The 22708-nt window shown below is 74.0% G+C and carries 17 protein-coding genes; 14 read left to right on the forward strand and 3 right to left on the reverse strand.

Annotation, left to right across the window (positions count from 1 at the left end):
• Window positions 1-220: 220 nt before the first annotated feature.
• From EV386_RS14720 to EV386_RS14750, 7 genes are all read left to right on the forward strand, one after another.
• Entirely contained in the window at window positions 221-1471 is a 1251-nt protein-coding gene (locus tag EV386_RS14720) for a glycosyltransferase family 4 protein (RefSeq protein ID WP_165399954.1), read from the forward strand.
• Window positions 1455-2420, forward strand: a complete 966-nt coding sequence (locus EV386_RS14725) for a glycosyltransferase family 2 protein (RefSeq protein WP_130416093.1) — start codon at window positions 1455-1457, stop codon at window positions 2418-2420. The genes EV386_RS14720 and EV386_RS14725 overlap by 17 nt, the downstream gene beginning before the upstream one ends.
• Window positions 2413-3762, forward strand: coding sequence for a wax ester/triacylglycerol synthase domain-containing protein (locus tag EV386_RS14730; protein ID WP_130416094.1), 1350 nt, complete (start codon window positions 2413-2415; stop codon window positions 3760-3762). The genes EV386_RS14725 and EV386_RS14730 overlap by 8 nt, the downstream gene beginning before the upstream one ends.
• Entirely contained in the window at window positions 3759-4442 is a 684-nt protein-coding gene (locus EV386_RS14735) for an acyltransferase (protein WP_242607984.1), read from the forward strand. The genes EV386_RS14730 and EV386_RS14735 overlap by 4 nt, the downstream gene beginning before the upstream one ends.
• Window positions 4439-5431: a glycosyltransferase family 2 protein gene (locus EV386_RS14740; RefSeq protein ID WP_130416095.1), complete on the forward strand. Its 993-nt coding sequence runs from the start codon at window positions 4439-4441 to the stop codon at window positions 5429-5431. The genes EV386_RS14735 and EV386_RS14740 overlap by 4 nt, the downstream gene beginning before the upstream one ends.
• Window positions 5428-6573: a glycosyltransferase gene (locus EV386_RS14745; RefSeq protein WP_130416096.1), complete on the forward strand. Its 1146-nt coding sequence runs from the start codon at window positions 5428-5430 to the stop codon at window positions 6571-6573. The genes EV386_RS14740 and EV386_RS14745 overlap by 4 nt, the downstream gene beginning before the upstream one ends.
• Before the next feature lie 74 nt (window positions 6574-6647).
• The gene (locus EV386_RS14750) at window positions 6648-8165 is read left to right on the forward strand and encodes an MDR family MFS transporter (RefSeq protein WP_242607985.1); all 1518 of its coding nucleotides are present in this window, start codon (window positions 6648-6650) and stop codon (window positions 8163-8165) included.
• 35 nt (window positions 8166-8200) lie between these two features.
• Here the strand turns inward: EV386_RS14750 and EV386_RS14755 are convergent, their stop codons facing one another.
• Window positions 8201-9688, reverse strand: coding sequence for a CCA tRNA nucleotidyltransferase (locus EV386_RS14755; protein WP_130416097.1), 1488 nt, complete (start codon window positions 9686-9688; stop codon window positions 8201-8203).
• A 233-nt stretch (window positions 9689-9921) separates the two neighbouring features.
• Here EV386_RS14755 and EV386_RS14760 point away from each other — a divergent pair, with 233 nt between their 5' ends.
• From EV386_RS14760 to EV386_RS14790, 7 genes are all read left to right on the forward strand, one after another.
• Window positions 9922-10626, forward strand: a complete 705-nt coding sequence (locus tag EV386_RS14760) for an NUDIX hydrolase (RefSeq protein WP_130416098.1) — start codon at window positions 9922-9924, stop codon at window positions 10624-10626.
• Window positions 10623-12905 (forward strand): DUF6049 family protein, encoded by a 2283-nt coding sequence (locus tag EV386_RS14765; protein WP_130416099.1) that lies wholly within the window; start codon window positions 10623-10625, stop codon window positions 12903-12905. The genes EV386_RS14760 and EV386_RS14765 overlap by 4 nt, the downstream gene beginning before the upstream one ends.
• Window positions 12906-13078: 173 nt before the next feature.
• Window positions 13079-14962 (forward strand): protein kinase family protein, encoded by a 1884-nt coding sequence (locus EV386_RS14770; protein ID WP_130416100.1) that lies wholly within the window; start codon window positions 13079-13081, stop codon window positions 14960-14962.
• 170 nt (window positions 14963-15132) lie between these two features.
• The gene (gene trxB, locus EV386_RS14775) at window positions 15133-16146 is read left to right on the forward strand and encodes a thioredoxin-disulfide reductase (RefSeq protein WP_130416101.1); all 1014 of its coding nucleotides are present in this window, start codon (window positions 15133-15135) and stop codon (window positions 16144-16146) included.
• A complete protein-coding gene (gene trxA / locus EV386_RS14780; protein WP_130416102.1) occupies window positions 16143-16478 on the forward strand; it encodes a thioredoxin in 336 nt (111 codons plus the stop codon). The genes trxB and trxA overlap by 4 nt, the downstream gene beginning before the upstream one ends.
• A 633-nt stretch (window positions 16479-17111) precedes the next feature.
• The gene (locus tag EV386_RS14785) at window positions 17112-18476 is read left to right on the forward strand and encodes an aminotransferase-like domain-containing protein (protein ID WP_130416965.1); all 1365 of its coding nucleotides are present in this window, start codon (window positions 17112-17114) and stop codon (window positions 18474-18476) included.
• Window positions 18477-18550: 74 nt separating this feature from the next.
• Window positions 18551-19633 (forward strand): D-alanine--D-alanine ligase family protein, encoded by a 1083-nt coding sequence (locus EV386_RS14790; protein WP_130416103.1) that lies wholly within the window; start codon window positions 18551-18553, stop codon window positions 19631-19633.
• 124 nt (window positions 19634-19757) lie between these two features.
• Here EV386_RS14790 and EV386_RS14795 read toward each other — a convergent pair whose 3' ends face one another.
• On the reverse strand, window positions 19758-21212 hold the full coding sequence (locus EV386_RS14795; RefSeq protein WP_130416104.1) for a ParB/RepB/Spo0J family partition protein: 1455 nt from the start codon (window positions 21210-21212) through the stop codon (window positions 19758-19760).
• A gap of 109 nt (window positions 21213-21321) precedes the next feature.
• A complete protein-coding gene (locus tag EV386_RS14800) occupies window positions 21322-22551 on the reverse strand; it encodes a ParA family protein (RefSeq protein ID WP_278025449.1) in 1230 nt (409 codons plus the stop codon).
• Window positions 22552-22708: the final 157 nt, after the last annotated feature.

Below are 22708 nucleotides of genomic sequence, written 5' to 3' on the forward strand. Positions count from 1 at the left end.
GTCGTACCCGCTCAGACGGGTCCTGATGGAGAGGCACCGATGCCTGGACTGCACCCTCATCGTGGGGGGCTCGTGTTAACCCCACCCGCACCGCATGGTTGCGCGTGTGTAAACGCTTGGCGACCGAGCGGGGGATTCGTCGTCGAGGCCTTGCGCGGGCCGCCGCGTTGCGGTGAAGGTGGCAGGGCCGCAGGTTCCTCGCACCGGACGGAGTGCGACAGTGACTCGATTCCCTCCCCGCCCCTCGACGCACCGCCCGACGAGCGTCGACGTCGGCGCGCCCCTGACGGTGCTGTACAGCTTCCCGCACCCCGTCGGCGCCCCGGGCATCGGCTGGACCGCCTGGAATCAGGTGACCGAGCTCGTCGCCGCCGGGCACCGCGTGCACCTGGTGACCACCAGCCTGGAGCGGCCCGTGGCCGGGCTCGCCTCGCTGACCACGACGCTCGCCGTCGCCGGCGTGCGTGTTCCGCACCGCGCGCTCGGCCGCGAGCGGGCGTTTCGGCACCACGACCGCGTCGCCGCACGCGCGGTGACCCGACTCGCCGACACGCTCGACGTCGTGCACGCCTGGCCCGCCGCGTGCCTTGCGACGCTCGGCGCGGCGCGAGAGGCCGGCCTGCCCGCGGTGCGCGAGGTCCCCAACACGCACACCGCGCACGCCTTCGCCGTCGTGGCCGCCGAGTGCGCGCGGCTGGGCGTCGCGATGCCGCCGCGTCTGGCGCACGCGGGCGACCCGCGCAAACTGCGCCTGGAGGAGGCCGAGTACGAGGCGGCGACCGCGCTGCTGGTCCCCTCCGAGCCCGTGCGCCGCTCCTTCCTCGATCGCGGCGCCGCGCCCGAGCGGCTGCTGCGCCATCGTTACGGCTACCGTCCGGGCGGCGCGCCACCGCCCCGCCAGTACGACCCGGCGCGACCGCTGCGCGCGGTGTTCCTCGGCCGCGGCGAGCCGCGCAAGGGGCTGCACCATGCGCTGGCCGCGTGGGCGGCGTCGGGCGCGAGCCGGGAGGGACGACTCGTCGTGCACGGCGACCTCGGGCTCGTGCCGCAGTACCGCGCGGTGCTCGAACCCCTGGTCACGGCGGGCGTCGACGTGCGTCCCTTCACCGCCAACGTACCGGGCGCGCTGGCCGCCGCCGACGTGCTGCTGCTGCCGACCGTCGAGGAGGGCAGCGCGCTGGTCACCTACGAGGCTCAGGCCGCGGGCGTCGTCCCGCTCGTGTCGACCGCCGCGGGCGCGCTGCTCGATCACGGCGTGCACGGTCTGCTGCACGAGCCCGGCGACGTGGCCACGCTCGCCGCGCACCTCGACCTGCTCGCGCGGGACCGCGTGAGGCTGCGGCGCCTGAGCGAGGCCGCGGCCGCGCACGCCCCCGAGCTCACCTGGCAGGCCGCGGGCGGCGAGCTCGTCGCCGCCTACCGCGCGGCGGCCACCCTGCCCCGCCGAGGGTCCCGTGTCCGGGCCGCCTGAGGCGCCGCGCGTCGCGCCACCCGGCCCGGGCGACCTGACCGTGGCCGTGTGCTCACGCGACCGCGGCGACCTGCTGCGCCGCTGCCTCGCCCAGATCGCCCGTGTCACCCCCGCGCAGGTCGAGGTGCTGGTGGTCGACTCGGGCTCGCGCACGCGGGCCACGCTCGACGTCGCGGCCGCCGCCGGCGTGCGGGCGGTGCGCTCCGACACGCCGGGGCTGTCGATCGCCCGCAACCTGGCCCTGGCCTCGAGCGACCGGCCGTTCGTGCTGTTCACCGACGACGACTGCCTGGCGGTCGACGGGTGGACGGGCGCGGTGCTGGGCTGGTTCGCCGACCCCGCGGTCGTGGCGGTCACGGGCCGGATGCTCGACCACACGCTCGTGGGAGTGCCCGACCTCGCCCCCGCACGTGTGCGCCACCTGACCCGGGCCGTCGAGGGCATCGACGCCGGGCACGGCGCCCTCATGGCGTTCCGCCGCGAGCGCCTGCGCGCCCTCGGCGGGTTCGACGACGTCCTGGGCGCCGGGCGGCGCCTGGCGGGCGCCGAGGACCTCGACATGCTCTGCCGTGTGCTCGCGGCGGGCGGCGTCGTCGTGCGCGACGAGGCGAGCGTGGTGCACCACGCCAACACGCGCGAGGGCGCCGACCACACCGACCTGTACCGCGGCTACGGGCGGGGTCTGGGCGCCCTGGTCGCCAAATGGCTGCGCCTGCGCCCGGCGACGGGCCTCACGCTCGGGGCGATCGTCGCCAGGCGCGCGATGCTGCGGTGGTTGCGCGCGCGCGCCGACCGACGCGAGGGCGCCGCCCAGCTCGCACTGCTGGCCGGCGCCCTGAGCGGGTGGCGCGAGGCACGGCGCACACCCCTGGTGGCCGGGCGGTTCGTCGACCAGGCGCCACCCGCGCCAGTCACGCTCCCCACCCCGCAGGGGGTGGCCGATGCGTGACCGCCGTCCCGTCTCGGTCGAGCTGCTCGGCACGCTGGACGAGAAGTTCGTCGCCAACGCCGTGGTGTTCGAGCACGCCACCCCGTGCGCCGGACTGCTGCTGGCGGGTGAGCGGTTCCGCACCCCGTCAGGCTCGCTCGACCACGACCTGGTGCTGCGCGCGCTCGCGGACGGGCTGCGGTACGCGCCCGAGCTGCGGCGGCGCCTGCGCCCGGCGCCGCTCGGGCTGACCACACCGGCCTGGGTGCCCGACGACGCGCTCGACGTCGCCGCGCATGTGCGCTTCCACCCCGGTGTGGTCGCCGCGGACGGCCCCGACCTCCCGGTGCTGCTGGCCGGGCGCCTCAACCCGCCGCTCGACCCGCGCCGGCCGCTGTGGAACACCGTCGTGGCCGAGCTCGACGACGGCCGCCTCGCCGTCGCCTGGCGCATCCAGCACGCGGTCGGGGACGGGCTGTACGGCCTGCGCCTGCTCGACGCGCTGACCGAGGCCGACGCCGCGGCGCCCGCGCTCGGGACGCATCGCCCGCCCCGGTCGGGCGTCGAACTGCTGCGTTTCGCAGGGGCAGCGTGGTGGCGGCGGCAGGCGGGGCCGCGCGCCGCGTGGCACGAGTACTGGCGCAAACCCTTCCGCCGCCGCCTGCGCCGATGGGCCGGGCGCGTGGTGCGCCCGGTGCGCAACCGCGTCATCGCGGCCCGCGGCCTCGCGGCGACGCTCGTGCCGCGGCGGCGCTACGCGTTCGCCGTCCACGACCTGGCGCCCGTCGCGCGCCGCGCCCGCGAACTCGGCGGCTCGGTCCACGACCTGACGGTCGCGGCCGCCCTGGTCGCGCTCGACCAGATGCTGCCCGACCCCGCCGGGCCGCGGCTGGGCGTGCCGCTCTCCCACCGCGCCGCGCGCGGGGACCGGCGCAACCACGTGCGCATGACCGTCGTCGGCCTGCCGCCGGGCACGCCGCTCGCCGAGGCGGTCCCGCTCGTGCACGCGGCCGTCGCCGACGCGATCAAGGGCACAGGGCCAAGTCAGGGCATCGGGCCAGGTCAGGGCGTGCCGGGCGCCGCGCGGGTCGCCGCGCGCGGCTACGCGAGCTTCGTCCCCTGGCGTCCCCGCGTGCGCCACCTCGGCCCGGCCGCCGTGCGCGGCGCGGTGCTGTGGCCTGTGCTCGACCCGCGCGACGACATCGCGGTGTTCGGCTCGTCGTACGCCGACACGTTCGCGCTCGCCGTCGTCGGCTCGACGAGCCTCGACGTCGACGCCGTCCTGCGCGTGTTCGCCGAACAGGTGATCGGCGCGGACCGCCTTGCCGACCTCACCCCCGACCTCACCGGAGGCGCCCCGTGACCGACAACCTCACCGCGAGCGCCCCCGGGGGCGGCGGCGGCCGGTGGCGGGGCGCGCTGCGCTCCCTCGCCGACCCCCGTGTCTACCTGCACGCGCTGCGGCTCGCGCACTTCAGCGCCTACGCGCACGTGCGTCAGGTGCGGCTGCTCGCACGCGGACCCGGCGTGCAGTTCGCGCCCAACGTCTCGTTCCGCAACGCCGAGCGGATCACCCTCGGCGCGGGCGCCCACGTGGGCGAGCACTCGGTGCTGTGGGCCGGGAACGCGACGGGCCGGATCGTGCTCGGCGACAAATGCCTGCTGGGCCCCCACGTGACGCTCACCGCGTCCAACTACCGCATCGACGCGGGGACGCCCGTGATGGACCAGCCCAAGGTCGAGCGCGACATCGTGCTGGGCCGCGACGTGTGGCTGGGCGCCAACGTGGTGGTCACGGCGGGCGTGACCATCGGCGACGAGGTCGTGGTGGGAGCCGGGGCCGTCGTCACGCGCGACCTGCCCTCGGGCTGCGTCGCGGTCGGGGCGCCCGCCCGCGTCATCGGCTGGCGCCCCGGACACCCAGCGGCGGGGCGCCATCCCGATCCCCCGCCCCGCACCGCACGCGTCGACGTCGCGCCAGCGAGCACGACAGTGACCGACCCCGTGACCGAGCCAGCGACCACACCAGTGAGTACGCCATGACCGCCGCGCGCGTCGCCGGCCCTCCGACCGGCCTGGTCTCCGTCGTCGTCGTCACCTACGACACGCTTGAGGAGACCCTGGCGGCGCTGGCCACCGTCGCCGCGGGCTTCACGACGACGCCGCACGAGCTCGTCGTCGTCGACAACGGGACCGACGGGACGGGGGCGGCCGTGCGGGCCGCGCTGCCCGACGCGTGCGTCGTCGAGGCGGGCGAGAACCTCGGGTTCGCGCGCGCGGTCAACCTCGGCGTCGCCCACGCCCGCGGCGACGGCGTCCTGCTGCTCAACCCCGACACGCGGGTGCTGCCGGGCGCGCTGCAACGCCTGGTCGACTTCGCCGGCGCCCACCCGGGCCATGGCCTGTACGGCGGGCGCACACTGCGCTCCGACGGCGCCACCGACCCCTCCTCGTGCTGGGGCGCGCCGTCCCTGTGGTCGCTCACCTGCTTCGCGCTCGGCCTGACGACGGCGTTCCACCGCTCGAGGCTGTGGGACCCCGAGTCGCTGGGCCGTTGGGAGCGCGACACCGTGCGCGAGGTCCCCGTCGTCACCGGCTGCCTGCTGTTCGCGCCGCGCCCGATCTGGGACGCGCTGGGCGGGCTCGACGAGGCGTTCTTCCTCTACGGCGAGGACGCCGACCTGTCGGCCCGCGCGCGCCGCGCCGGGCTGCGGCCCGTCGTCGTGCCGGACGCGACGATCGTGCACACCGTGGGCGGCTCGACGGCGTCGAGCGGGTTCAAGCTGTGCATGGTCATGGCCGGCAAGACGACGCTGCTGCGGCGCACCTGGCGCCGCGCCCCGGCCGGGGTGGGCGTCTGGCTGCTCGCGGCCGGCGCCGGGCTGCGCGCGATGCTGGAGACCCGCCGCGGGCGGCGCGGGCACTGGGACGTCGTGTGGCGCCGCCGCGCCGACTGGCTGCCCGGGTACCCGCACGCGCGCGGCGCACTGTTCGGGCCGCCCGCCCGCGACGGGGTGGGGGCCGCGCCATGACCCGCCGCCCCCTCGTCGTCGAGGCCGAGCCCGCCTTCCGCACGGCGCACGCCAACCCCTACAACGCCAGCCTGTACCGGGCCGTGGGGCGCCTGGGCGTGCGCGTCGACGACCTGTCGGTGCGCCGACTGGCGACCCGGCGCGTCGACGTCGTGCACCTGCACTGGCCCGACCTGACGTTCCTGTCCTCGCACCGGCCGCTCACGGTGCTGCTGCGCCTGGCCACGTTCTTCGGCGCGCTGCGCCTGGCCCGGCTGCGCGGCACGCGGCTGGTGTGGACCGCCCACAACCTGGCGAGCCACGAGCAACGGTCCACCCCCGCGCTGCGGGCGCTGTTCCGCCGCCTGCTGCTGGCGAACCTCGACGGCGTCCTGACGCTGACGGCCGACGGCGCCGCGGCCGTGCGCGACCTGGACCCCGCCCTGGCCGACCTGCCGACGTTCGTGACGCCCCACGGGCACTACCGCGACGACTACGACTTCACGATCACGCGCGCGCAGGCCCGCGAGCGCCTCGCGATCAGCCCGCACGTGCGCCTGGTCGTGACCGTCGGGCAGATCCGCCCGTACAAGAACGTCCCGCGCCTCATCGAAGTCTTCGCGCAGGTCCCCGACCCCCAGGCACGCCTCGCGGTCGTCGGCAAGCCCTCGGGCGGCGTCGACGCGGACGGGCTGCGCGCGCTCGCGGAGGCCGACGAGCGCGTCATCGCCGAGCTGGAGTTCCTCCCGGCGGACCGGCTCGCGCTGTGGCTGCGCGCCGCGGACCTCGTGGTGCTCCCCTACCGCCGCATCCAGAACTCCGGCTCCGCGCTCCTGGCGCTGTCGGCCGACCGACCGGTGCTGGTCCCCGCCATCGGCGCCATGACCGAGCTGGCCGAGACCGTCGGGCCGGGCTGGGTGCGCTGCTACGACGGCGATCTCGACGCGGCCACGCTCGGCGACGCGCTCGCCTGGGCGGCGGCGCCGCGCCCCGAGGTCTGCGACCTCGACGGGCTGGGCTGGGACCGCATCGCCGTCGCCACGGTCGAGGCCTACGAGTCGGTGCTCGCCGCCCCGCGGCGCCGACGCGGCTCGTCGGCGGCCCGAACCCGGACCCCGGCGCGGGGCGCGTCGGACGCTGTCGGGAATAGAGCGCGCGCCTGACGCGTCATGTCGGTTGAGGTTGTGTGCGCCGTCGCCCGCGGCCGTCCCCTACGCCACGAACGACGGAGACACCCATGGACTCGGCACACCCGACGCCGGCGCTCGCCGACCGTCTGCCCGACAGCGACATGAGCGCCCTGCCCGACGCGCACGACACGACGTCGGGCCCACTGCCCCGCGCGCACTTCACGGCGATCGCGCTGCTGCTCGCCTCGACATTCGTCGTCATCCTCAACGAGACGACCATGAGCGTCGCGTTGCCGCCCATCATGGCCGACCTGGGCGTGACCGCCGCCACGGGCCAATGGCTCACGACGGCGTTCCTGCTGACCATGGCCGTGACCATCCCCGCGACCGGGTTCCTGTTGCAGCGGCTGGGCACACGCGGGTCGTACCTGCTGGCCATGTCGCTGTTCAGCCTGGGCACGCTGCTGGCGCTCGTCGCGCCCTTCTTCGGGCTGCTCGTCGTCGCGCGTGTGGTGCAGGCGCTCGGCACGGCGATCATGATGCCGCTGCTGATGACCACGGTGATGAGCCTGGTCCCGCCGCGTCAGCGCGGTCGCGTCATGGGCAATGTCTCGCTCGTGATCTCGGCGGCGCCCGCGCTCGGGCCGACACTGTCGGGCGCCGTGCTGGCGCCGCTGGGCTGGCGCGGCGTGTTCGGCGTCGTGATGCCGATCTCGCTCGCCGCGCTCGTGGTGGGCGCGGCGCTGGTGCGCGACGTCTCCCAGCGCGAGCGCCGACGGCTCGACGCGCTCTCGCTCGTGCTCGCCGTGCTCGGCTTCGGCGGGCTGGTGTACGGCATGACGTCGCTCGGCGAGGCCGCCGCCGGCGACGTCGCCGTGCCGCCCGCGGCACCCCTGGCGCTCGGGGCGGTCGGAGTCGGCCTGTTCATCTGGCGCCAGGTGCGCCTTCAGCGCACCGACGCGGCCCTGCTCGACCTGCGGGTGTTCGCCTCGCGCGGCTTCTCGACCAGCCTCGGGGCGCTGGCCGTCGCCATGCTCGCGATGTTCGGGTCGTTCATCGTGCTGCCGCTGGTGCTGCAGCGCTCGCTCGGCCTGTCCCCGCTGGCCACGGGCCTGCTGGTGCTGCCCGGCGGGCTGGCGATGGGCCTGCTGAGCCCCGTTGTCGGCAACCTCTACGACCGCGTCGGGCCGCGGCCGCTGGTCGTCCCGGGCACGGCGCTGGTCGCCATCGCCTTCGCGGGCCTGACGACGGTGCGACCCGGGACCGGCTGGTGGCTCGTGCTCGCCGCCCACATGGTCCTCAGCCTCGGGCTCGCGCTCGTGTTCACGCCGCTGTTCACGACGGCACTCGGCTCGCTCGCCCCGCACCTGTACTCGCACGGCTCGGCCGCCGTCGGCACGGTGCAGCAGCTCGCGGGCGCCACGGGGACGGCGCTGTTCGTCGCGCTGCTCACCGCGCGCTCACTCGGGATGGAGGCGCACGGCGCCGCAGGCCCGGCGGCGTTGGCGGGGGGTGCGCGCCTGGCGTTCCTGGTCGGCGCGCTGGTCATGGTCGTGGCCATGGCGCTGGCGTTCACGCTGCGTCGCCTGCCGCTGGCCGAGGATCCCGCGCCCGCGCACCCCTGAGGCCTACGCACGCAGGCTCAGCCCCGCACGCAGGCTCAGCCCCGCGCCTGCCACCACGCGCGCAGTTCGGCCTCGGCGCGCTCGGCCCCGAGCGGCCCGTGCTCCATGCGCAGCGCGAGCAGGTGCCGGTACGCCTCGCCCACCTCGCGACCCGGCGGGATCTGGAGGATCCGCATGATCTGTGTGCCGTCGAGGTCGGGGCGGATCGCGTCGAGCTCCTCCTGCGCGCGCAGCGCCGCGATGCGCTGCTCCAGGTCGGTGTAGGAGTCGGCCAGGCGCTGCGCCTTGCGCTTGTTGCGCGTCGTGGAGTCGGCGCGCGTGAGCCGGTGCAGGCGTTCGAGCAGCGGCCCGGCGTCGGTCACATAGCGGCGCACGGCCGAGTCGGTCCACACCGCGCGCGGCCCCGAGCCGGCGGACGTGTCGGCGTACCCGTGGAACCGCAGATGCAGCTCGACGAGCCGCGCGACGTCCTTGACCACCTGCTTGTCGTACTTGAGCGCGCGCAGCCGGCGCGCCACGAGCTTGGCGCCCACCACCTCATGGTGGTGGAACGAGACGCCGCCGCCCGGCTCGAACCGCCGCGTGGCGGGCTTGCCAACGTCGTGCAGCAGCGCGGCCAGGCGCAGCACCAGGTCGGGCGCGGGCACCGGCCCCTCGGGCCCGGTCTCCTGCGCGATGGCCTGTTCGAGCACCGTGAGCGAGTGCTGGTAGACGTCCTTGTGGCGGTGGTGCTCGTCGATCTCGAGCTTGAGCGCCGGCAGCTCGGGCAGCATGTGCTCGGCCAGGCCGGTGTCGACCAGCACCTCCAGGCCGCGCCGGGGCCGGTCGGACAGCAACAGCTTGCTCAGCTCGGCCTGCACGCGCTCGGCCGAGACGATCTCGATGCGCCCGACCATGTCGCGCAGCGCGGCGAGCGTGCCGGCCTCGACGTGGAAGCCGAGCTGGGCCGCGAAGCGCGCCGCGCGCATCATGCGCAGCGGGTCGTCGTCGAACGAGCGCTCGGGCGCGATGGGGGTGCGCAGCACCCCGCGCGCCAGGTCCCCGAGGCCGTCGAACGGGTCGACGAACGTCAGGTCCGGCAGGCGCACCGCCATGGCGTTGACGGTGAAGTCGCGGCGCGACAGGTCGCCGTCGAGCGTGTCGCCGAACGCGACCACCGGCTTGCGTGACGCCGGGTCGTACTGGTCCGAGCGGTAGGTGGTGACCTCGACGACGACGTCGGCGCCCTGGTCCGCACCGCGCGCGAACCGCCGCGCGCCGATCGTGCCGAACTCCTTGCCGATGTCCCAGTGCGCGTCACCCCAACGCGCGAGCAGCTCCTGCGTCTGGTCAGGGGTCGCCGACGTCGCGAAGTCGAGGTCGTTGCTCGCCCGGCCCAAGAACGCGTCGCGCACCGGGCCGCCCACCAGGGCGAGCTCGTGGCCCGCGGCGGCGAACACCGTGCCCAGCTCGATCGCGGCGGGCGCCATGGTGGTCAGCGTGCGCAGCGCGCGGTGCAGCAGTTCCTGCTCGGGGATCGACACGGTATGCGATTCTCCCCGATCCCCACGGCCCGCGCGCACTCGCGACGCCCCGGCGGACACCGGACGGTCCCGGGTGGATCCCACAGGCAGCCCGGTTGGCGCCCGGTTGGCGCCCGGTTGCCGCCCAGTGCGGGCGTCGCGATGCGCGCGAGGACGCCACGACGTGCGCCGAAGATCACTCGCACCAGGCGTGCGGCGTCTGACCGACCGTGCGCACTCGGTAGGGTTGTGACATGCATGGGGCGGCGGCGGCGAGCGGTGGACACCACCCACGCCCGACGGCCCGTCCGGTGCCCCCGGGCGGTAGTCCGCTGCGCGTCGACCCGCGTCGGCTGCGCCCCCTGCCAGGAGCGCTGCCCGGCACGGGCGGACGCAGTCCGCTCCCCGCCTCGAGCTCCCATCAGTCGCACCTGCCGGTGGTCGACGAGACCTCGGCCGGTGGCGTCGTCGTCCGCGCCGCGAGACCCGGTGAGGACGGACCCCAGGCCGCGGTGATCGTGCGCCGCAACCGCGCGGGTCGGCTCGAGTGGTGCCTGCCCAAGGGGCACCTGGAGGGAGCCGAGACGCCGCAGCAGGCGGCGATCCGTGAGGTGCGCGAGGAGACCGGCATCGTCGGCGAGATCCGCACGACGCTCGGCGTCATCGACTACTGGTTCTCGGGCGAGACGCGGCGCGTCCACAAGGTGGTCCACCACTACCTGCTCAGCATGACGGGCGGGCGGCTCACGGTCGAGGACGACCCCGACCAGGAGGCCGAGGACGCCTTCTGGGTGCCCGTCTCCACACTGCCCGAGCGCCTGTCGTACCCCAACGAGCAGCGGCTCGCCGTCGTCGCGCGGCAGTTGCTGCACCGCACGCCCGAGCTGACCCGGCCGAGCCCGCCACGTCCCGGACCGCCCCGCCCCGCGCGCCCGCCCGCACCCGGTTCCCCGCGGTGACGCGCCTGCTCACCCTGCGGCGTGCCCCCGGCGCCCGCCGCCCGCCCGCACGCCCAGCCGCCCGCGCCCGCGCCGCGCGGCTCGCCGTCGCCGCCCTCGTCGGCGCGACTCTCGGCGTCCTCGGGGCGGGTGCCGCTCCCGCGACGGCGGCCACGACCAGCCCGGCCACGACCAGCACCACCAACCCCGCCACCACGAGCCCGGCCACCACCAGCCCCGCCACGACCGCGCGGATCGCGCTGACGAGCCTCACGCCCGCCGTCGCGCGCCCCGGCGACGACCTGACGGTGACGGTCCGCGTGACCAACCAGACCGCGCAGCCGCTCGACGGCGCAAACCTGGAGCTGTGGGCCGGCTGGAAGCGCATCGTTGCGCGCGAGGACCTGTCGGCGTGGGCGAACGACGTCAGCCCCGGGCCACGCCAGCCGCAAAAGCGCGTCCCCGTCGAGCCGGTCGCGCCCGGGCAGAGCGTTGAGGTGTCCCTGACGATCGGGATCGACGGTCTCGGGCTCGATGGCGCGACGCGCGGCCCGCGCCAGCTCGCGCTGACGCTGCGCCAGGACGGCGGGTCGGTCGACGTGATCCGCACCTTCCTCCTGTGGGACCCCGACGCCGCGGACGAGGACGGCGCCGACGCCGACCCCGTCCGACTCTCCCTGCTGGCCCCGATGACCGGCCCCGCGGTGGACCCGTCCGATCCCCAGGCCACCGGAGCGCTCGCCGGGTCGGCCGCTCCCGGCGGCGCCCTGGCCCGCACCCTCGCGGCCGTGAGCGCGGCCGAGCAGGCCACGGGCGCCCGCGGCGCGCTGTCCCTGGCGATCGACCCGGCGTTGGTCGCCACGGCCGCGGCCTCCGACGACCCGCAGGTCGCGGCCTGGGCCGGAGCCGTCAGCGAGCTCGGCGACCGCACCGGGGTGCGCCCGCTGGCGCCCTACGACCCTGACCTGGCCGCGCTCGCGCACGCAAGCCTCGACCCGAGCGCCCTCACGGCCGCGGTGACCGCGCCGCTGCCCGGCGGGTGGACCATGCCCGACACGTGGGGCGACCCGCTCGCGTGGCCCGCCGGGTCCGCCGCCCCGGACCTGGCCACGCTCGGCGCCGCGCGGGCCGCGGGGCTGGGCACCGCCGTCGTCGCGTCGGGGCTCGCGCCGATCCGAGGCACGGGCACCGGCCTGGCGACGGTGGCCACCGGCCACGGTGACATCACGGCGGTCGTCGCCGACGGTCCGCTCTCCACGGTCCTGTACTCCGCGACGCACCGCACCAACGGCCAGACCACCGGCGAGACCACCGGCCAGACGAATGGCCAGGCGAACGGGCACGCGAACGGCGCCGTCGCGCTGTCCACCACCGAGGCGACGCAACGGCTTCTGGCCGAGACGTCGGTCGTCTCCGCCCAGTCTGCCGACAACGAGCCTCACCTGGTCGCGGTCATGCCGCGCGGCTGGTCGCCCGACCTCGACGCGCTGCGCGGCACGCTCTCCGCCCTCGCGGCGAGCGGCTGGGTGCGCCTGACGCCGCTGGACGACCTGCTCAGTGAGCCGACGCCCGACATCACACGCGTCCCCCTGGACTCCTCCGAACCCCAGGCGCAGGAGCTGGCTCCCGATCAGGTGCGACGACTGGAGCAGGCGCGCGCGGCCGTGGCCTCGCTCGCGAGCGTCGCGGCCCAGCCCAGCGACCTGACCGCGCTCGTGGGCCCCCAGCTCGCAGCCCCGACGTCGGTCGCGTGGCGCGCCTCGCCCGAGGCGCGCCCGGCGGCGGTGTCGGCGGCGGTGAGCGCGGCCGACGCGCTGCGCGGACGCCTGGCCGTCTCGGTCGTCGACACCGAGATCACGCTCATCTCGGCGGCGGGCAGCCTGCCCGTCTCGGTGCGCAACGACCTGCCGGTCGACGCGACGGTGACCGTCATGCTCGAACCCGACGACCCGCGCCTCGTCGTCGGGGCACGCCCCACGCAGACGATCGCCGCGGGCGCCGAGGCCCGCATCACGGTGCCGGTCAGCGCGCTCGCGTCGGGCGACGTCGAGGTCGAGGTGCGACTGCTCACCCCCGACGGCGCACCCGCGGCCGCGCCCGTGACCCTCCAACTGCGCGTGCGCGCCGGATGGGAGACCGTGGGCACGGCCGTCATCGCGGGGGGCGTCGCCCTCCTGCTCATCGTCGGCATCTGGCGCACCGTGCGCCGCGGCCGCTCCCCCCGACGGGCCACCGACGCCCATGTGCCCGATCCGCTCATCCCCGCCGAGGCCTCCCGCAGGACCGACAAGCGCACGTGAGCCGGACGGGTGACGGCTATTCTCGCGCCGACTGCGCCCCTGCCCGAGCGGCGCTGGCTGGTCGTCGCCCGCGTCACCCCTACGATGGGCGAGCCGGACAACACGGGCGTCCAGCCCCGTCCGGTTGAATGACCTCGAGCGGGTGAGCGCCCGCCGACACCCGAGGAGGCCAGGTGAGCAACGTCCCGCCGAGCGGACCCACACCCGGCGCCGGACACGGTCCAGCCGTCGAGGCGGGCAGCGTCGTCGTCGACCGCTACCGGATCGACCAGCCGGCCCCGACCGATCTCACCGACGCGAGCGCGTGGCAGGCGACCGACACGGTGCTCGACCGCGCCGTCCGCGTCACCCTCCTGCAGGGGCCGCACGCCGCCGCCGCGCTCGACGCCGCCCGTCGCGCGGCCCTCGTCTCCGACCCGCGCCTGGCCCGGGTTCTCGACGTCGGCACGACGCAGGTCGCCGGGATGTCGCTCTCCTACGTCATCACCGAGCCGTACGCCGGCTCGACCCTCACCGAGATCGTCTCCAGCGGGCTCGTCGACGCCCAGCAGGCCCGCGCCGTCGTCGGTGAGGCCGCCGCCGCGCTCGACGCCGCAGCGCAGCGCGGCGTGCACCACCTGGCGCTGCGGCCCGACGCCGTGCGCGTCAACGGCCACCAGGTCCTGGTCACGGGCCTTGGGATCGACTCGGGCCTGGCGGGCGTCGAGGGCGCCGGGGCCGACGGCGCCGCCGCAGACGCGCGCGACCTGGCCGCCCTCGCCTACTACGCCCTCACCGCGCGTTGGGCGGGAGACAGCCTCGACGAGCCGTGGCTCTCCTTGGACGTCGTGCGTCCGCTGCCCGCACAGCGTGACGAGCAGGGCGTGCCCGCGGCTCTGTCGTCTCTCGTGCCGCACGTCGACCCCGTGCTCGACGGCATGGTGCGCTCGGCCCTCGGCGACGGCGGTGGCCCGGCGAGCCCGGGTGAGGTCGCGGCCGCGCTGCGTCCCTGGGGAGAGGTCTCGGTCGTCGCGGCGCTGCCCGCGTTCGTGCGCCCGGCGCCGCAGGGTGGTGCGCCCGTCCGCCAGTCGGTCCGCCCGAACGGCGTGACGGGAACCCCTCCCACGCGGCGCCCGACCGGTCGGATCCCCCGAGCGACAGGCGCCGGTGCGGCCGGGATTGGCGCGGCCGGGGCCGCTGCGGTGGGCGCGGCCGGCGTGGGCGCAGCGGGTGTCGGCGCGGCGGGTGTCGGCGCCGTCCCACCGCCCCCGCCTCCGCCCCCTGGCCACGGCGCCGCCCCGGCGATCCCGCCCGGAAGGGTCGCGCCGCGGCCCACCGGCCAGCCAGGGCCCCCGTGGCCGACCCAGGCGCAGCCCGCCGCCGGCGCCGCCCAGCGGCCCCCGGCCGGGGCAGCCGCTCAGGGCTTCGCGACCGAATCCGCTCCGCGCCGGCGCGGGGTCAACCCGACGCCGATCGTGCTCGGCCTCGTGCTCGTGGGCCTGATCCTCGGCGGCGGCTGGGCGATCACCCGCTTCCTGTCGCCGTTCTCCCCGGTGACGACGACGAGCACCGCGACCCCCGACGAGGCGGCTCAGTCCCCGGACGGCGAGGGGACGACCGACTCCCCGCAACCCGAGCAGCCGGCCGAGGTGCGTCCCGTCATCGCCGGAGCCGAGCAGGTCGGCCCGGCCGCCGCCTGCAGCGGCGAGCAGCCCGAGACGGCGGCCCTCGCCGTCGACAGTGATCCGTCGACGTTCTGGTTCACGTGCACGTACGCGACGCCCACCTTCGGCGGCCTCAAGGACGGCATCGGGTTCACGGTCCACCTGCGCGAGCCGGCCCCCGTCAACTCGATCACCCTGCTGACCAACAGCCAGGGCGGGCGCGTCGAGGTCCGCAAGACCACGACCGACAGCCCGACCGAGGGCGAGGTGTTGGCCGAGGCCACGATCAGCCCGACGACCGAGCTGACGTTCTCCCAGCCCGTCGTCGGCGACTCGTTCGTCCTGTGGATGACCGAACTGCCTCAGACCGGCGGCCAGAACCGACTCGAGCTCAACGAGATCACTGTGCAGTGACACGGCACAGTGAGACGGCGCGACGACACGCGCCGTGACATCGTGCGCGTCGCGCCGCTGCTCGCACAGGGCGGCGACGACGCCGGAACATCGGCGCCCCAGGGCGCGTTACGCAGGCGGTGCCCCCGCCGTCGTCCGACGACCCCTGGCCACCGCGACAAGGAGAGACTGTGACTGACACCGCGACCGACCCGACGGGCGCCGCTCCCGAGCCCACCATTCACGACGTGGTCATCGTGGGGTCGGGCCCCGCGGGCTACACGGCGGCCGTGTACGCCGCTCGCGCCGGCCTGGCCCCCGTGGTCATCGCCGGCTCGGTGACCGCGGGTGGCGCGCTCATGAACACCACCGAGGTCGAGAACTTCCCGGGGTTCCCCGAGGCGGTGATGGGCCCCGACCTCATGGACAAGATGCGCGAGCAGGCCGAGAAGTTCGGCGCCGAGGTGGTCTGGGACGACGCCGAGTCCGTCGACCTGACCGGCGACGTCAAGCGCGTGGTGACCGGAGGCGAGGAGACCTACCTCGCCCGCGCCGTGATCCTCGCGACCGGCTCGGCCTACCGTGAGCTTGGCCTGGAGGACGAGCGACGCCTGTCGGGGCGCGGGGTGTCCTGGTGCGCCACGTGCGACGGGTTCTTCTTCCGCGAGCAGCACATCGCCGTCGTCGGCGGTGGCGACTCCGCGATGGAGGAGGCCACGTTCCTGACGCGATTCGCCTCCAAGGTCACGGTCGTGCACCGCCGCGACGCGCTGCGCGCGTCCAAGATCATGGCCGAGCGGGCCGCGGCGGACCCCAAGATCGAGTTCGCCTGGAACAGCGAGGTCGCCGCCATCACGGGAGACACGCAGGTCACGGCCCTCACCCTGCGCGACACCGAGTCCGGCCAGGAGCGCGAGCTGCCGGTCACGGGCCTGTTCGTCGCCATCGGCCATGACCCGCGCACCGACCTGGTCAAGGGCCAGGTCGACCTCGACGACGAGGGCTACATCCTGGTCGAGGGCCGCTCGACGCGCACCAACCTGCCGGGTGTGTTCGCCTGCGGCGACGCCGTCGACCACACCTACCGACAGGCGATCACGGCCGCCGGCTCGGGCTGCTCCGCGGCCCTGGACGCGCAGGCCTACCTGACCGCGCTCGACGACGCCGGCGCCCGCACGCCGGAGCTTGCGAAGGAGTACGCATGACAGACAACCACGCGACGCTCGCCGTCACGGACGACACCTTCAAGACCGAGGTGCTCGACGCCGACCTGCCGGTCCTCGTCGACTTCTGGGCGACTTGGTGCGGCCCGTGCCGCATGGTGGCCCCGATCCTCGAGGAGATCGCGCAGGAGTACGCGGGCAAGATCAAGGTGGTCAAGCTCGACACCGACGCGAACCCGAGCACCACGATGGCCTACGGCATCGTCTCGATCCCGACGCTCAACGTCTACCAGGGCGGCGAGCTCGTGAAGTCGATCGTGGGCGCCCGCCCGAAGAAGGCGCTGCTCACCGAGCTGGAGCCGATCCTCTCCTGAGGACCCCTCCCGGTGGTTGAGCCCGTCGAAACCACCCCGAAGGCCGGTGACCTCCCAGGTCACCGGCCTTCGCCGTCCCCTCCGGCGCAGCGCCCCTGCACAAACATCACAACACACTCACGCTTCTTGATCGCTCCGCGCCATCTGCGCTTTGTGAATGAGCTGCGGAGGTGTACTGTCCCCGGCATGGCCCGCAAGCTCCCGGCTGCACTCGTCACGCGCCTCCTTCAGGAGGGCCTCGGCCCGCGCGCGATCGTGGAGCACCTGCGCGTGCACGAGGGTGTCGAGGTCTCCCCCCAGGCGATCTCGACATTCCGCAAGCGGCACACCACCGTGCCGGCTCAGCACTCGACACGGCGCGTGATCCCCTGGGAAGTGCGCCCCGAGCACCGCTCGAGCACCTACCGGCGGGCCGTCCTCGCGTTCCACCGACGGGCCGAGGGTCGCACCCTCACCGGCGAGGAGCGCCGCAACCTGGACCACGTCGAGCGCACCCTGCGCGAGACGGGCCAGGTCATCACCTATCACCCGGACGAGGGCTGGCTCCTCGTCCCCGCTCGACCCGGGATTGACACCGGGATCGTGAGAGAACCGGAGGCCGCGATGACAGATCAGGCCGTGCACGCGACGACGATGCACCCCACGACGCCCCAGCACGGTGCTGCGGCAGCGGGGGCCGCCGCGGCCGCCGGCCAGGTCGAGGCGGCAGGCACGCGACTCGACCCCTGGTTCGGCGCGTACGCGCAGCGCGCTCACGGCATGCGCGCATCAGAGATTCGCGCGCTCTTCTCGGTCGCCAACCGCCCCGAGGTCGTCTCGCTCGCGGGCGGGATGCCGTTCATCCAAGGCCTGCCGCTCGAGGTGATCGGCGAGGCCATGCGACGCCTCATCACGACCAAGGGCGCGACCGCGCTCCAATACGGCTCGGGCCAGGGCGACGAGGAGTTGCGTGAGCGCATCCTTGAGGTGGTCGCGCTCGAGGGCATCACCGACGCGCACCCGGACGACGTCGTCGTGACGACGGGCTCGCAACAGGCCCTCGACCTCGTGACCCGCATCTTCGTCGACCCCGGTGACCTCATCCTCGCCGAGGCGCCGTCCTACGTCGGCGCTCTGGGAGTCTTCCGCTCCTACGAGGCCGAGGTCGCCCATATCGAGATGGACGCCGAGGGCCTGATCCCCGAGGCCCTGGAGCGCACCCTTGTCGAGGCCCGGGCAGCGGGCAAGACGGTCAAGTTCCTCTACACCATCCCGAACTACCACAATCCGGCCGGCGTCACGCTGTCCCTCGACCGGCGCCACCAGGTGCTGGAGATCTGCCGGCGTTTCGGTGTGCTGGTCGTCGAGGACAACCCCTACGGCCTGCTCGGCTTCGACCGTGAGCCGCTGCCCGCGATGCGCGCCTTCGACAACGAGGGTGTGCTGTACCTCGGGTCCTTCTCCAAGACCTTTGCCCCCGGCTACCGCGTGGGCTGGGTCATCGCGCCCCACGCCGTGCGCGAGAAGCTTGTGCTCGCCAGCGAGTCCTCGATCCTCTCCCCCTCCAACGCCTCCCAGATGGCCATCACGACCTACCTGGAGACGTGCGACTGGAAGGGGCAGATCAAGGCGTACCGCGAGCTCTACCGTGAGCGCCGTGACGCCATGATCGGCGCACTGTCGGAGCACCTGCCGAGCGCCACGTGGAACGTGCCGGACGGCGGGTTCTATGTGTGGGTCGGGTTGCCCGAGGGTCTCGACGCGCGCTCGATGCTCCCTCGCGCCGTGACCGAACGGGTCGCCTACGTTCCCGGCACCGCGTTCTTCTACGACGGCCAGGGCGCCGACCACATGCGCCTGTCGTTCTGCTACCCCACTCCCGAGCGCATCCGTGAGGGCGTGCGACGGCTCTCGGGCGTCGTCAACGCTGAGGCCGACCTGGTGCAGCTCTTCGGCACGCACGCGGAGCGTGACGAGGACCCGCGCGACGCCGAGTACCCCTCCCCCGACCTGGCCTGATCCTGCGCCAGGGACGGCCGCCCCACGACCCGGCCGCACCCTGACCCTCCGACGACGAATCGAGCAGGCGCCTCATGACCACCTCGCTGCCCTCCACCATCGCCTCGTCCGGCGCCTCCGGCGCCGCTGGGGCCACGCCCGCCCGGGTCGCCGACGTCGTCGCACCCGGTCTTGGAGACGTGCCGTCCGGGGACCCGAAGCCCGGCTCGGGCCTGTCGGTCGTCGTCCTGGCCGGTGGCCTCTCGCATGAGCGCGACGTCTCGCTCCGCTCGGGACGACGCGTCGCCGAGACGCTGCGCGCGGCGGGTGTCGACGTCTCGTTGCACGACGTCGACGCCACCCTTCTGACCTACCTGGACCAGCAGCGCCCTGACGTTGTCTGGCCACTGCTCCACGGCGCCGGCGGTGAGGACGGATCGCTGCGTGACGTGCTCGAACTCTCGGGCGTGCCGTACGTCGGGACCGGACCTCGCGCGAGTCGTCGCGCCTGGGACAAGCCGATCGCCAAGGAGCAACTGTTGGCCGCGGGGCTGTCGACCCCGGACTGGCTGACCCTCCCCCAAGACCTGTTCCGTGACCTCGGCGCCCACGGGGTCTTGACCACCGTCGTCGAGCGCTTCGGCCTGCCCGTCGTCGTCAAGCCGACGCGAGGGGGCTCCGCGCTGGGTGTGACCCGCGTCAACCGTCCGGACCATCTCGCCCGCGCGATGGTCGACTGCTTCGCCTATGGCGGCGGCGCGCTCATCGAGCGTGCGATCGACGGCGTCGAGCTCGCGGTCTCCGTGGTCGAGGGACCGCAGGGGCCGGTCGCGCTCCCCGCGGTCGAGGTCGTCGTCGACGGAGGGTATGACTACGACGCGCGGTACAACGCGGGGCGGGTTGAGTACTTTGTGCCCGCCCGGCTGTCCGCAGCGCAGGCCGACGACGTCGCCCGCGTCGCCGTCACGGCGCATCGGGCACTGGAGTTGCGGCACCTGTCGCGCACCGACCTCATCCTTCAGGCTGACGGGACCGCGCAGGTCCTCGAGGTGAACGTCGCGCCTGGCATGACCGAGACGTCGCTCTTCCCTCAGGCGGCCGCCGCGGCCGGGCATGACCTGGCGACGCTGTACCGCGGCATCGTCGAGTCCGCCGCACGAGCGACGTCCACCAACTGACCCAGCCCAGCCCAAGCCGCGGCGCGTTTCACGTGAAACGTCGCCGCCTGTGGAGGAGTTGACGACTGAGGGTCCCTGTTTCACGTGAAACAGGGACCCTCAGTCTCGCGGCGATGCGCGCCCATTACGACTTGAGCAACCCCGGATCGTCGGGCGCCATGACCGCGAGGATGCGATTGAGGTCCTCGACCGAGGCGAACTCCACGGTGAGTCGGCCCTTCGACTTGCCCACCTGCACCTTGACGCGCGTCTCGAAGCGGTCCGAGAGGCGCCCGGCGAGGTCGTCGACGGCGACGCTGCGCTGACCCGCACGTGGCGCGCGCGTCTTCGCGTCCGGCCGCTCCGAACCCATGAGCGTGACGATCTCCTCCGTCGCCCGCACCGACAGGCCCTCGGAGACGATGCGCTGCGCGAGGCGCTCGATCTCAGCCCCATCGGTGAGCCCCAACAGCGCACGCGCGTGTCCAGCGGAGAGAATGCCCGCCGCGACGCGGCGCTGGACGAGCGGCGGGAGCTTCAGGAGCCGCAGGGTGTTCGAGATCTGGGGTCGGCTCCGCGCGATGCGCGTGGCCAACTCCTCGTGCGTGCACCCAAAGTCGTCGAGCAACTGCCGGTACGCCGCGGCCTCCTCCAGAGGATTGAGCTGGGCGCGATGCAGGTTCTCCAACAGCGCGTTGCGCAGCATGTCCGCGTCATCGGTCTCGCGGATGATCGCCGGAACGGTGTCCAGTCCGGCCAACTGGGTCGCCCGCCAGCGGCGCTCGCCCATGATGAGCTCGTACTGCCCGTCGCCGTCGCGGTCCGGGCGGACCACGATCGGCTGCAGCACACCGATCTCCTTGATCGACTCGACCAACTCGTCGAGCTCCGTCTCGTCAAAGACGGTCCTCGGCTGCCAGGTGTTGGGGCGGATCGCCGCGACGGGAAGCTCAGCGAACGAGGCTCCCGGCACCGGAAGAAGATCGGAGTCAGCGTCCACTCCCCCGGATGTTTCACGTGAAACGGCGCCCAGGTTCCCGTCGCTGAACGCCTGAACGCGCGACGCTGCCACGGCGCCGCCACGGCTGGCGAGTGCGTCATGGGGAACCCGCACCGAGCCGATCGGCGTCACGGAGGCCAACTCCCCACCGACGACGGGGGTGGCGCCGGTGACGACGCCGATCTCCGCGGGGCCAACACCGCTCGACTCGGTCACAACCGTCGTGTGCCCGGCCTGGTCCCCTGTCCGTTGCGCCATCACCCCGGCCTCGGAGGCATCCTGCTCTTCCGCGACCGCGGTGCTGTCGGCGCTCGCCCCAGCGGCTGCCAGTCGAGGACCGCCCGCAGTGCGAATCGCCAGACGTCCGCTCGACATCGCGGCGTCCCACGACATGGACCGTCCGCTCACCACGCCGCTCTTCGTCAAGGCGTCGCTGGCGTCTCCGGCGCCTTCGTCGGGCTCCACCGACACCGGCGCGAGGCGTTCCCCCTCCCGTTCGGCCGCGGGAAAGAAGACGTCGACCGGGCGGTCGCCTTCGGGACCCGACGGGATGAGCGCGCCCAGCCCGCGACCCAGACCCCGCTTCTTCTGAGCACTCATACCCATTCCCTCGTCTCACGTCGACGTGTCGCCGTCATCATTGCCCTCCGCCTCGTGGTGGCGGCCCCTCGCTCGCCCGTCGTCACATGTGCGCGCTTCGGCATCGAGACTACGCACGTTCCTGCAGGTCAGCGCGTTGAACAGCGCGCTCCGCGAGCTCTCGCGCCGCCTCCAGATAGGCGAGCGCGCCCGTCGACGACGGGTCGTAGGTCATGACCGTCTGCCCATGGCTCGGCGCCTCAGAGATGCGCACCGAACGCGGAACTGTCGTCTTGAGCGTCTGCTCGGGGAAGTGCCGGCGCACCTCATCCGCGACCTGCTGTGCGAGGTTGGTGCGTCCGTCGTACATCGTCAAGAGGATCGTGGACACCGCCAGGTGCGGGTTGAGATGCGCCTTGATGAGGTCGATCGTCTTGAGGAGTTGGCTCAGTCCCTCCAGTGCGTAGTACTCGCACTGAATCGGAATGAGCACCTCGCGTCCCACGACGAACGCGTTGACGGTCAACAGTCCCAGACTCGGAGGGCAGTCCACCAGCACGTAATCGATAGGCTCCTCACCGCGCGCCTGCCTGTCGGCGAGGTACTGATCCAGTGCGCGGCGCAGGCGTGTTTCACGTGAAACAAGCGACACGAGCTCGATCTCTGCGCCCGAGAGGTCAATGGTCGCCGGAACCGCCCACAGACCGGGTACGTCGGGGCACGCCTGGATCGCTGACTCCAGGGGCGCATCCTCGACAAGCACCTCGTAGATCGACTGCGTTCCCGCCCGATGCTCGATTCCGAGGGCGGTCGAGGCGTTGCCCTGCGGGTCGTTGTCGATCACCAGCACATTCAGGCCGGCATGGGCGAGTCCGGCGGCAAGGTTGACCGTCGTGGTCGTCTTGCCGACACCGCCCTTCTGATTCGCCACGGTGAGAATTCGCGTCTGGGCTGGTCGGGGGAACTTCCGCCCCTGCAGGTCGATGCGGCGTCGAGCGTCGACCGCTAACTGCGCAGCCAGCGGGGTGTCCTCATCAACCTCGGGAATGCTCTCGATCAACGCGGCTCGGTTTCCGTCCGCGCGGCCCGTCCACGCGGGCTCCGGCGTCTCGAAGCCCTCTGTATCGATCGGTGCTCCGATCGACACCGGAGCGATCACGACCGCCTCGACGGGCGCCACCTCCGCGCTCACCTGCGAGTCTTCAGGCGCCTGGGTGAGCACCGCCGTCGTGCGACCGTCCTCACCGCGGGCCTCCGCTCCGCCTGCGGTCGGGTCTGGATCGGGAGTGGGGTGGGGTGGGTGCGTCACCGGCATTGGTGCGGGTTCGGCGTGGTCACGTCCTACGGGAGGCGTGGTCATGCGGCTCCATGGCCACCTGCGCTCCTCGGATCCCATGCTGTACGTCCCTCTCCTCGACCCGGTCTCGGCTGAGGGATCCGTACGTGCACGTCAGGGGCACTTCGACGGCGTCCAGCCACAGCCACGCGCACAGCCTACGGCCTTGAGGTGGCGTGAG

This window comes from Xylanimonas ulmi (assembly GCF_004216535.1).
GTDB lineage: Bacteria > Actinomycetota > Actinomycetes > Actinomycetales > Cellulomonadaceae > Xylanimonas > Xylanimonas ulmi.